Consider the following 11,910-nt stretch of genomic DNA (forward strand, 5'->3'; position numbering starts at 1 on the left):
TACACAGGAGACTTGCCACAGTGCAGGTCTCCTTTTATAATGGAAGAAACGCGATAAGAAAAGAAGGGAAAGATACATGCTTAAACGAACAGCCATCCGGGCACTTTGTAATACAACGGCATATCAGAGAGGTCTTGATATTTACCGTACCGGAAAGAGGATCCAGTCGCTGGATATTAAGTCGGAAGGAGCTGTGGATAAAATATCTGCAGCAGTGAAGGGAAGTGGGCGTAATGTATACAATACAGGCTTTCAGTATGATACAGAAGCGGACCGCATAAAAGAAGCATACTGTGACTGCCCGGCCTTTCGCAGCTATTCCGGAATCTGTAAGCACTGCGTGGCAGTGCTTCTGGAATATGGAGACCGTAAGGCCTATGAGCGTGTGGAAATCCGCAGACAGCAGGATGAGGAACCGAAGCAGGCAGAGTTATTGAGCGGAACAGCATTTCCGGCTGCTTTATCCGGACCAGGGCAGCCTGCAACGAAAACCACCGTTGAGCTGAAAAGCCTCCTTAATCGCCAGCTATACAGCCGTATGCTTCCGTTTTCCGGGGATCCGTATTTTGGCAGGGTGGAGCTGGAAACCTGCCTGAAATTTAATTCTGTGAGAAATTGTTTTACCGTGGAATTCCGCGTTGGCTGTGAGAAAAAATATATCCTCAAGGATGTGCTGGCCTTTGTGTGGAATCTGGATCATAATGAGAGGGTTTCTTATGGAAAAAATCTGGAATTTATCCATTCAGATGAAGCCTTTTCAGCAGGATCCAGAAGCGTGCTGGCTTTTATCCGGGAATGGGTCGAGAATCATCACGGCACTTACATGTCCAGATATGAACAGCTGAAGAATATAGCTGTGGAAAAGGTGAGGGATCTTACCGTTGACAGAAAAGAACTTGAGGATCTGCTTCTTATACTTGGCGAAAAAAGTTTCAAGTTTAAAATGAACAATGATCCGGAGACAACATGGCATTCTGTCAGAGAAATTCCGGACAGGACGCTGATGATCCGGAAGAAGGATCAGGGGTTATCTCTTGAGATCGCGCCGGTATACAGTGTGACAGGCATACGGTATCATATGTATTTTGATAATGCGAAGGTATATCTGGTTTCCAGGCAGGAGCTTGGAGCAGTGGAGGAATTTGTTACCTGTCTGGAGCGGCTTCCTGCGGGCCGAGGTTTTATTGATGAACCGGATGTGCCTGCGTTTGTGCGTGAGCTGCTTCCTTCCCTGAAAAAATTTTTTCACTGTGATCTCAGGGATTTCCCGGAAGAAACAGGTCTTGAATGCTACAAGGCTGCATATGAGATCTATCTGGATGCGCCGGAGCGTGACTGGATCACCTGTAAGGCATTTTCTGTTTACGGGAAGGATAAATTTTCGGTTTTTGACCGAGATGTGTCTGCCCGCACCAGGGATATTCCGGGAGAGCTTGGTGTGTTTGCGCTGCTGTCAAAATATTTTAACGGATATGATGACCAGCGGATGGAGCTGGCATTGGATTGTCGTGCCGGGGAACTGGAATCTTTGTGCAGGGAAGGTTCAGGGAAGCCCGCCGGTGTGAAAGATTCCGAAGAAAAGCTCTACCAGCTTCTTACTGAAGGAATCCCCGCCATGCAGAAAGTTGCAGCTGTCTATATTTCCCAGTCCATCAAACAGATGAGGGTAACAAAGCTGCCAAACATCCGTCTTGGTGTTTCTCTGTCAGCCGGACTTCTGAACCTGGATCTGGATGTGGAGGGGATGGATCAGGCGCAGCTTTTTGATATTCTTTCCAGGTACGATCGCAGAAAAAAATATTTCCGCCTGAAAGATGGCAGCTTTCTGGATGTTTCTGATGGTCAGCTCAGGGAGCTTTCTGCTCTGAAAAATGGACTGCAGATCAGTGATCGTGAACTGAAAAAAGGAAAGACTCAGGTTCCGGCCTATCGTGCTATGTATCTGGACAGTCAGCTGAAGGGCGGCGATCTGATCAAGGTAGAGAAGGACAATGCCTTTCGTGCGTTGATCCGGAACATGCAGACAATGGAAGAACATAAATTTCAGATTCCCAGGGAGCAGGAAAAAATCCTCCGGGGTTATCAGAAAGAGGGCTTTTACTGGATCAAAACTCTGAAGCATAATCAGTTTGGAGGGATCCTGGCAGATGATATGGGACTTGGAAAAACCCTCCAGGTGATCACATTTCTCTGGTCAGAATTTCAGGAATCTGCGCCGGGAGAAAACAGACGTGCCCTTGTGATAACGCCTGCTTCGCTGGTGTTTAACTGGATGAACGAGATCGAACGTTTTGCGCCGGGACTTCCGGCTACCGTTGTGACTGGTGATGTGAAGGAGAGGAAAGCACTGATCAAAAATGCGGGAGAACGGGAGGTTCTGATCACCTCCTATGACCTTCTGAAACGGGATCTGAAGGCTTATCAGAACCTGGATTTTGCTGTGCAGATCATTGATGAGGCGCAGTATATCAAGAATCACGGAACTCAGGTGGCAAAGGCTGTGAAGGAGATCCGGTCGGAATTCAGGCTTGCGCTGACCGGTACACCGGTGGAGAACAGGCTCAGTGAGCTGTGGAGTATTTTTGATTTTCTGATGCCAGGATTTTTGTATTCTTATGAGAAATTCCGCAAGGAAATAGAGCTTCCAGCTGTGCAGTACAGTAATTCCGATGCGATGGAGCGTCTGCAGAAAATGATCCGTCCTTTTGTGCTGCGGAGATTGAAGAGGGATGTGCTGAAGGATCTTCCGGATAAGCTGGAAAAAGATATGTTTTCCACGTTGGAAAGCGAGCAGAAGGAGCTGTATGAGGCCCATACGGAACGGCTTCGCCTGATGCTTGGGATGCAGTCGGATGCGGAGTTTCGCACTTCTAAACTGCAGATCCTTGCAGAGATCACGAGGCTGCGGCAGATCTGCTGTTATCCGGGACTGGTATATGAAGGATACAAAGGGAATTCTTCCAAGCTGGAGATGTGCATGGAGTTGGTTCAGAATGCGGTGAATGGCGGACATAAGCTCCTGTTGTTTTCCCAGTTTACTACCATGCTGGATGTGCTGGCTGTCCGTCTGAAAAAAGCAAAAGTTTCTTTTTATATGTTGACCGGATCGACTTCCAAGGAAAAACGGGCGCAGATGGTACATGCATTTAATGAGGATGATACTTCTGTTTTCTGTATTTCTCTGAAAGCAGGAGGAACAGGCCTGAATCTTACGGCAGCTGATATTGTGATCCACTACGATCCCTGGTGGAATCTTGCCGTGCAGAATCAGGCAACAGACCGTGTCCACCGCATCGGTCAGCAGAACGTTGTCAGTGTCTACCGCCTCTTTATGAAAGACACCATAGAAGAACGAATCCGGGCTCTTCAGGAAAGAAAACGGGAACTGGCTGATGAGATCTTAAGCGGCGAGGGAATCGGCCAGGCTTTGATCAGCAGAGAGGAAGTACTGGAGCTGCTAGGCAGGTAAAATTCTTAACTGAATCAAGTAAGTTCCCTGCTTCAATTACGAAAAGCAATACGCGGTGAGGGGACTTGCTTGTATCAGGAAGAATGCAGGCTGTGAATATCCGCCTGACTCAGCAAAAACACCCCTGATGGAAATCGCGTGTGTAAATCACGTACGATATCCGTCAGGGGTGTTTTATTTTATGCAAAAAACTTGTCGTACAGACCAAAGAAGAAGATAAACAGAATGATCAGCGGCAGGATATAAGTGATGTATCCGCGCATCCATTTCCGGATCTTCATGCCTTTTCCGGTGTTGGCTTCTTCTGTGAAGTTTTCCCAGCCCCAGCCACGTTTGGAAACGCAGAAAAGCAGGTATACAAGAGAACCAAGCGGGAGCAGAATGTTGCTTACCAGGAAATCCTCAAGGTCGAGAATTGCGCCGCCGAATACCTTGAGCCAGTCCCAGGACCATACATTGTATCCAAGTACGCATGGCAGAGACAGAAGGATGATGGCGATGGCATTTACAAGACTGGATTTTTTTCGGCTCCAGCCGGTAAGCTCCATACCGCAGGAAATAATATTTTCAAATACAGCCAGGATGGTAGAGAAAGCTGCAAATGACATAAAGATGAAGAACAGGCTTCCCCAGAGTCTTCCAAGCGGAATGTGGTTGAAAATATTCGGCAGTGTGATAAAGATCAGGCTCGGTCCGGAGGTCTGGTCAACATTGAAAGTGAAACATGCCGGGAAAATAATAAGTCCGGAGGCGATCGCAACGAATGTATCCAGGATCGCAATGTTCACGGATTCCCCAAGCAGTGCTTGATCTTTTCCGATGTAGCTTCCGAAGATCGCCATGGCACCGATACCGAGGCTGAGAGTGAAGAATGCCTGGTTCATAGCGCCGGTGATGGTGGTGATGATACCGATCTTCTTCATACGCTCAAAATCCGGGATCAGGTAGAATTTCAGACCCTCTTTGGCACCATCCATGGTAAAGCTGTTAACAGCCAGGATAACCATAATGATCAGAAGGGAGATCATCATAACCTTGGTAACCTTTTCCAGGCCATTCTGAAGACCGCGGGAGCAGACGAAAACACCTGCGATAACAACAACGATCATCCAGAATCCCATGGTTACAGGCTGCCCCAGCATGTCTGTAAATTTTCCGGCAACACCCTCAGAATCAAGTCCCTGGAATTTGCCGGTGGCAGTCATATAGAAGTAATTCAGCATCCAGCCGGTAACAGTAGTGTAGAACATCATCAGAAGGTAGCAGCCGATCAGAGTGATGTATCCGTGGATGTGCCATTTCTGGCCGGGTTTTTCCAGTGCATAGTAGGCTTTGACAGGGCTCTTCTGGCTGGCACGTCCAACAGAAAATTCCATAGTCATAACAGGAAGACCCAAGATTGCCAGAAAGATCAGGTAAAACAGTACAAATGCACCGCCGCCGCCCTGTCCGGCCATATAAGGGAACTTCCACACATTTCCGATTCCGATGGCACAGCCGGCAGAAATCAGGATGAATCCCAGACGGGATCCCAGTTGCTCTCTCTCTTTCATAATTCACCTCATTATTGCAGTATGGTAAACTGCTATTTGTATAAAGTCGCAGGTTTTATCTTAACACATTCCAGGATATTGCACAATAAAAAGAACTTGCATTTTACATAAAACATATGTTAGAGTAAAATACTATTTTAACGAGATGAAACGGTGAAACGTTACGCTTTAATGAGACGAAGATCATGTGCCGATAGAACCTGGATAACTGTTCTTTTCCGTCAGGGATACGAAATTTTTCGGAGAGATTCCGTAATATTTCCGGAAACATTTGCTAAAATATCCGGAATCGGAAAATCCGCATAAAGCAGCTACATTTTGAATGGAAGGGCTGTTTTCCAGAAGAAACTGTCGGGCTTTTTTCATGCGGCATACATTGATGTAAGAGGTAAGTGTAACTCCGGATTCCTGGCTGAATACAGCAGAGAGATGCTGGGGATTGATAAAAAAATGGGAAGCAATAGTTTCAAGACGAAGATCCGGCTGATTAAAGTTCAGACGGATATATTCCTGAATCTGGGACACGAGCGCTGACTTCCGTGGACTTTTTTCATCAGCAAGAGAATCCAGAACTGTATTGCAGGTAGACTGAAGCAGTTGTTTTAGCTGCATAGCACTCTGGCAGTTCTGGTAAGTATTCAGGGCATTTTCGAGGAGAGGAAAAAGAGTTTCACGCTGATTACATTCCGTGATAAAACCATCAAGTACAGTAAGAAATGCAGCAGCCACACTCCAGGTCTGACGGATGTGGATTTTTTTTGTGATGATATCGTTGAAGTATTTATCAATATATTCACAGAGAGCCTGTGAGTTTCGCTGGCGTAGAAAAATCAGGATATCATCATAAACCAGTGGTTTTAATGTAAAATCGGAAGAATGTGACTGAGGTGTGAAACAAAGAAATCCGGAAGAAGATGCAGCCCTGTTATGAAAAACAGAAAGAGCCTCTTCATAGGAATAACGGATTCCTTCCACGCCTTCATGAGGCGTTCCACAGCAGAAAAAAGTGGAAATCTGTACGGTATTATCATATATTCCGGCAAGTCTGAGGCAGGATTGTTCCAGGTCGGTAAAAGAAAAACTAGAGTCTGTTTCTATGATGATATATTGCCGCATTTGAGAATAGTCAATGTAAATAAGCTCTTTGCACACAGGTTGTAAGATTTCTCTGCATATGTTTTCCAGGATGTTATGGAGCAGAGAAAAATCACTCTTTTCATCCCACATTTCCAGATTGGCACTGTGGATCTGCATAAGAATGGTAAGATAACCGGAATTTTTATGAACTGAAATTTTTTCCAGATTATCTGGAGAAAGGGTCGTTCCGCTGATTATTTTCTGGAAAAAATTAAGCTGCATTTGTCGTTTGTACAGATCGCGGAACTGAAAATAATTATTCACATAGCTATTTCTGGAATCTTCCTGATCGATTTCGTTGCTTACTTTCTGGAGTGTTTCCATAAGCTCCTGGTGATCCAGTGGTTTCAGGAGATATCCACGGACCTGAAGAGAGATTGCTTTTTTTGCATAGTCAAAATCTTCGTATCCCGTGGAAAGGATAAACCTGGTACGACAGTCGGCTCCAAGAGCTGCAATCATATCCAGACCGCTCATAACCGGCATGGATATGTCCACAAGGGCAATATCAGGTTTGACATTTTCAATAAGCCGGATTCCGGCCTGCCCGTTATTGGCTTCCCCTGCAATCTCATAAATATTCTGTTTTTCAAGAAAATTAATCAGAGATTTTCTGAAAAAAACTTCATCGTCAATAATTACAAGTGTTTTCACTTTATATTTCCCCCTAAATCAGATTTTGTGTCAGGTATTGCTATGGTTACAGTGGTGCCATTTTCAGGTGAACTTTCGATGGAAAGTCCGTAATTTTCTCCGTACAGAAGAGCAATCCTGTGGTTGATACTTGGAAGCCCGAAAGAATGTCGGGCAGTTTTGAAGTCCCTGATAGAACGATTAAGTTCGGCAAGTTTTTCCGGTGGAATACCAGAACCGTTATCAGAAACGGAAATAAAGATGGTGTCATTTCTGATGGAAATGTTTAAGTGAATATGACACATCTGGCTGGTAAGCCCATGGACAAAAATATTTTCAACAACAGGCTGTATGGTCAGTTTAGGTATCTCTGTTCCATGATCTTCCCAGGATGGTTCATAGGTGATCTCGTAATCAACAAAATCCATATACCGCAGATTCTGGATATAAAGATACTGTTCTGTAAGAAGCAGCTCCTGGTGCAGAGGAATGATAAACTGTCCCTTTGAAAGAGAGTTTCTGTAGAAAGCTGACATGGCAGATACTGCTTTTACTGCGGTGTCTTTCATATCAAGTTCTATGAGAGATTTGATGGTGTTTAAAGTATTGTAAAGAAAATGGGGGTTGATCTGGGATTGTAGGAGACGCACTTCCATTTTCTGTTTGGCATTTTGTTCCTCATAGATGTCGTTAAGCAATATCTGGATCTTTTGCATCATAAGGTTAAACTGGTTATAGAGAACTGCAAGTTCATCGTTGGAAGAATAACTGGCAGAAATATTCAGCTTTCCGGTAGAAGCAGATTTCATTTTGTCCACAAGTCTCTGGATAGGTGCAGTGACAGTACTTGTACTTAATATGGAAAAAAACACCGATAAAATGAACACCACGATGCTGATCAGAAGAATGTTGTGCAGGATCACCATATGATCCAGAGGCAGGTTTTCCAGAGGAATCAGGTTGATCACATTCCAGTTCAGAGCAGGATAGGATTTGCAGATAAAAAGAGTATCAGTGCCGTCTACGGAAAAAATCTGCCTGTCAGTTTTTATCAGGGTTTTATATTTATCTGAGCTGATTTTTGTGTAGGATGAGAAATCCTTATAAATTCCCTTTGATGAAGAAGAGGAAAGTATCTGTCTTTTTTCATTGGTAATATAGAAATCCCTGGAAGAACTGTCCGGAAGATCGCGGAATGCAGAAGAAATATTCGTTTCCTTGATCAGAAGGACCAGAGCCCCCAGATATTTGGTGTTATCAATGTTGGTGATACTTTTTAGGGCTACAAAGGTTGGTTCTCCGCTTATCTGGAAAGGCCCGAGAAACTGAAAAGCCAGATTGGTCTGAAGGTTTTTAAGAACTTCAGGATCCAGAAGAGAATCAAGTTGGTCTGTTTCTGTGGTACTGCTGTGAAACCAGTGGTTTTCCGTATCCAGTATATCCCAGGCATAGATGTTTCTGTGAAGTCCGATAATACGCTGGGCCTGATTTGTGAGTTCGGAATTTACTAGAAAATGTTCCAGTTCGTTTTCAGGAACTGTAGGGTTTTCTTTTAAAATATTGGCGATATTGCTGTTAATGGAAAGGGTGATGGCATAGTCTGATATATGGTCGATTTTTTCGCCAAGGTTACTAGTGATCAGGGATAGCTGCTGCTGACTGGAAAGTGCGGCACGCTTGATCAGTACTTTTTTGGACGCAGTATAAAAAAACACGGAAGTAAGCAGGAGTATCAGAGAACTGAGCAGCAGATATGTAATAAAAAGTCTGCGTTTCAAGCTGATTCCTGAAAATAATTGAAACGCCTTTTTTTTTAGATTTTCTATCATGGAATCCCCCCTTGTTTTAATGGCTACATTATATAATAAGGGAAAAATCCTCACAAGTGACGGGAAAGGATTGGAGAAAATATTCCAAGCACAGCGAAGATTTTCCATGTATTTTTCCGGACGGATTTAATATAATAGGCTCATCGATAAGGAAAGCATAACAGAATATTCAATCCGGATGAATAAAACTGTACCAAAAGGAGGACGAAAATGAAATTAAAAAAAGTGATGGCTGCTACACTTGCTACAATGATGTGTCTCTCTTCATTCAGTATGATGAATGTATGGGCTGATAAAAAAGAAGATTCCAAACCACTTGTGATTAACTATATCAGTGCCAGAGGTGAAACAGATGCAGCATTAAAAACACTGAAGAAGCTTGCGGAAGATTATAAAAAAGATCACCCGGATTTTGAATTTAACGTAGAGTCTATTGCAGACAGAGAAACATATCTTCAGAAGATCAAGATCCTTGCATCAAGCAATGAGTTGCCAGACTGGTTTGATGCCGACCCGGAGGCATTTTTTGAAGGACTTTGCAAAAAAGAGCTGATCTACAGTGTGGATAATCTTTATGATGAATTGGGTATCAAGGATAAGTTTTTTGATATTGCACTGGATTATCCGAAGCTCAGTGACGGAAGTAATTACCTTATGACCTGGCAGGGAAATGTGGAATATTTCTGGTATCACAAAGATATGTTTGAAAAAGCCGGAATTACTGAAACACCCCAGACACTGGAAGATCTCCTGGATGTGTGCCAGAAGCTGAAAGATGCGGGAATGACCCCGATATCCGCAGGAAATTACGACATGATCATGCGTTATCCTGCATTTAAGGCTTTCAGACTGGAAGGAAATGACTTCATTGACAATGCAAGAATGGGAAAAGAAAAATTTAATTCTGAGACAGGTATCGCAACAGCCCAGTATGCACAGGATATAGCTCAGTATTTCAGTGAAGGATGGACAAGTTCAGATGCTACCGCGCAGATGGATCTGTTTCTGAACAATGGTGCGGCAATGTTATACACCGGAACATGGGATACACCGGATCTTACAGATGATGAGGGAAATCTTAAAGATGATATTTCCATGTTCAAACTTCCTGTAGACAGCGAGGGAACCGCTACGGGAGAAAATGATTACTATGCGAATTGTGGAATCGGAACTGCCATTCTCAAGGATTCCATGAGTGATGAGATGAAAGATTTCATCAGTTATGTATGGGATAATTTTGCTGATACGGCAATGTATGAGTTCAATATGCTTCCATCCATGATGCCAAGTGACCCGGAGAAGCTGCCGGAGCTTACACAGCAGATTTTAAGCGATCTTGAGAACTGCGGCACTTTTGCCCAGTGCTGGGATGTTCGTCTGGATCCTTCTACAAACGAGGTTTACAGAAAAGAGCTGGCAAGCCTTGGAATGGGAGAATCAACACCTGAAGAGTTCTGTGAAAACATGGACAAAGCTGTAGAACAGTATGCATCTGATTATTTTGACACTGAAGAATAACTGATAGAATGCGCAGATGCGGAATTTTATCTGCATCTGCGTATGAAAGGGGAGAGGATATGAAGCCCAGAAATAAAATCCAGCCTTTACCATTTGTTCTTCCTGCACTGATCGTATATATTCTTACTGTTATCATCCCGATTCTGTGGTCAATGGGTTACAGCCTTTTTTCCTGGAATGGAATCAGTGATATGAAGTTTATCGGACTGGAAAATTATGTAAGGATGTTTCAGGATGAGACATTTCGTGAGGCTGTTGTAAATAATCTTAAATTTGTTGTACTGGGAAGTCTGTTCCAGTTATGTGCAGGACTGATCCTGGCGATTTTGCTTACACATATTTCCAAGGGTGGAAATATTCTGCGGGTTATTTATTTTATTCCATGTATCATTTCATCTATGGCGATCTGCCAGATTTTTTCCAAAATGCTTTCTGTCCAGCCCCAGGGCCTGGTTTGCTATGTGATGGAAAAACTGGGAATGGAACCTATCGCTTTGCTGGCAAATTCCCATACAGCGCTGATTACCATAACCCTGATCGATGGATATAAATACTGTGGTCTGTATATGATCATTTTTTATTCCGCATTTGTATCCGTATCAAAGGATGTGATCGAGGCATCTACAATGGATGGCTGCAATGTTTTCCAACAGTATCGTTACATAAAGCTTCCGCTGGTGAAAAATATATTCAGTATTGTCATTGTAATGCTTGTAAATGGTTGTCTGAAAACCTTTGATGTATTCTATATTCTTGACAATAAATCCAGATCAACAGAGATGGTGGCAACTTATATGTATAAAACCGCTTTTAATTCGGCTGACTTTGGCTATGGAAGTACATTGTCCGTTTTTCTGGTCATTGAATGTCTGGTAGCAGTAGGGATTATACAGAAATGCCTGGGATCGGCGAAAGGAGATGGGTCAGAATGATAAAATCAAGAAAAAATATACCTATTCGTGCTGTGTTCTATGTAGTGATCCTTATTTTTGTCATGATACAGGTCTACCCTATTTTCTGGGTTATCTGCTCCAGCCTGAAAACACCGGATGAAATGACATATACTGCACAGTATGCCCTGCCATCAGGATTTTATCTTGGAAACTATATCAGCGCACTGACGATCTCATCCATTCCAAGATATTTTCTTAACAGTACGGTTGTGGCAGTTCTCACACTTCTTGGCATCGTAGTCCTGGGATGCCCGGTTGCATTTGTGATCAGCAAGGTAAAGGTAAAATATGCCAATGCACTGATGGCATTTTTCCTGTTTGGAATGATGGTGCCTATTTTTTCCTGCCTTATACCCATGTTCCAGATTTATAACAGGATCGGACTGCGAAATACATACTGGGCACTGGTGCTTCCGCAGATCGGGTTCGGACTTCCAATGTGTATCTATCTTTACACCGGATTTTTTAAATTTATGCCGGATTCTCTTCTGGAAGCAGCAGTTATTGACGGTGCCACAATGGGAACCACATTCCGCAAGATCGTGGTACCTATGGCTAAAAATACTACAATGACAGTTCTTACATACAATTTTGTTTTTGTATGGAACGAATTTACCTATGCCAATACATTTATCTCATCTTCTGATATGAAAACTCTGCCAATTGGCCTGAATGACTTTGTGGGGCAGTTCGGAAGAGTGGACTGGGGAAGTACATTTGCGGCGATCGTAATATCGATCCTGCCTACACTGATCGTGTATTTTATTCTTAACAAAAACATAATCGAAGGTATGGCTGCAGGTGCGGTCAAGAGTTAG

7 protein-coding genes are annotated in these 11,910 nt (G+C 43.4%); 4 read left to right on the top strand and 3 right to left on the bottom strand.

The window, feature by feature from the left end:
• Positions 1-76 precede the first annotated feature (76 nt).
• Entirely contained in the window at positions 77-3,469 is a 3,393-nt protein-coding gene (locus V9W66_RS11530; RefSeq protein WP_144094203.1) for a DEAD/DEAH box helicase, read from the top strand.
• A 179-nt stretch (positions 3,470-3,648) separates the two neighbouring features.
• On the opposite strand, the gene V9W66_RS11535 is transcribed toward V9W66_RS11530, so the two are convergent.
• From V9W66_RS11535 to V9W66_RS11545, 3 genes are all read right to left on the bottom strand, one after another.
• The gene (locus V9W66_RS11535; RefSeq protein WP_144094202.1) at positions 3,649-5,022 is read right to left on the bottom strand and encodes a sodium-dependent transporter; all 1,374 of its coding nucleotides are present in this window, start codon (positions 5,020-5,022) and stop codon (positions 3,649-3,651) included.
• A gap of 183 nt (positions 5,023-5,205) precedes the next feature.
• Complete coding sequence (locus V9W66_RS11540; protein ID WP_144094201.1) at positions 5,206-6,813, bottom strand: response regulator transcription factor; 1,608 nt, start codon at positions 6,811-6,813, stop codon at positions 5,206-5,208.
• On the bottom strand, positions 6,810-8,621 hold the full coding sequence (locus V9W66_RS11545; protein WP_186290070.1) for a sensor histidine kinase: 1,812 nt from the start codon (positions 8,619-8,621) through the stop codon (positions 6,810-6,812). The genes V9W66_RS11540 and V9W66_RS11545 overlap by 4 nt, the downstream gene beginning before the upstream one ends.
• Before the next feature lie 210 nt (positions 8,622-8,831).
• On the opposite strand from V9W66_RS11545, the gene V9W66_RS11550 reads away from it, so the two are divergent.
• From V9W66_RS11550 to V9W66_RS11560, 3 genes are read left to right on the top strand one after another with little or no spacing between them, the layout of a single operon-like run.
• Positions 8,832-10,139, top strand: a complete 1,308-nt coding sequence (locus tag V9W66_RS11550; protein ID WP_144094199.1) for an ABC transporter substrate-binding protein — start codon at positions 8,832-8,834, stop codon at positions 10,137-10,139.
• A 59-nt stretch (positions 10,140-10,198) separates the two neighbouring features.
• Complete coding sequence (locus V9W66_RS11555) at positions 10,199-11,071, top strand: carbohydrate ABC transporter permease (protein ID WP_144094198.1); 873 nt, start codon at positions 10,199-10,201, stop codon at positions 11,069-11,071.
• Entirely contained in the window at positions 11,068-11,910 is an 843-nt protein-coding gene (locus tag V9W66_RS11560) for a carbohydrate ABC transporter permease (RefSeq protein WP_015526309.1), read from the top strand. Before V9W66_RS11555 ends, V9W66_RS11560 begins: the two co-directional genes overlap by 4 nt.

The sequence above is a fragment of the Blautia massiliensis (ex Durand et al. 2017) genome, from assembly GCF_051861785.1.
Taxonomy (GTDB): Bacteria; Bacillota; Clostridia; order Lachnospirales; family Lachnospiraceae; genus Blautia_A; species Blautia_A luti_A.

What these genes read in the sequence shown, in the direction of transcription:
- V9W66_RS11560 (WP_015526309.1), top strand. Translation starts at nt 11,068, where the DNA reads ATGATAAAATCAAGAAAAAATATACCTATTCGTGCTGTGTTCTATGTA.
- V9W66_RS11555 (WP_144094198.1), top strand. Translation starts at nt 10,199, where the DNA reads ATGAAGCCCAGAAATAAAATCCAGCCTTTACCATTTGTTCTTCCTGCA.
- V9W66_RS11535 (WP_144094202.1), bottom strand. Translation starts at nt 5,022, where the DNA reads ATGAAAGAGAGAGAGCAACTGGGATCCCGTCTGGGATTCATCCTGATT.
- V9W66_RS11550 (WP_144094199.1), top strand. Translation starts at nt 8,832, where the DNA reads ATGAAATTAAAAAAAGTGATGGCTGCTACACTTGCTACAATGATGTGT.
- V9W66_RS11545 (WP_186290070.1), bottom strand. Translation starts at nt 8,621, where the DNA reads ATGATAGAAAATCTAAAAAAAAAGGCGTTTCAATTATTTTCAGGAATC.
- V9W66_RS11530 (WP_144094203.1), top strand. Translation starts at nt 77, where the DNA reads ATGCTTAAACGAACAGCCATCCGGGCACTTTGTAATACAACGGCATAT.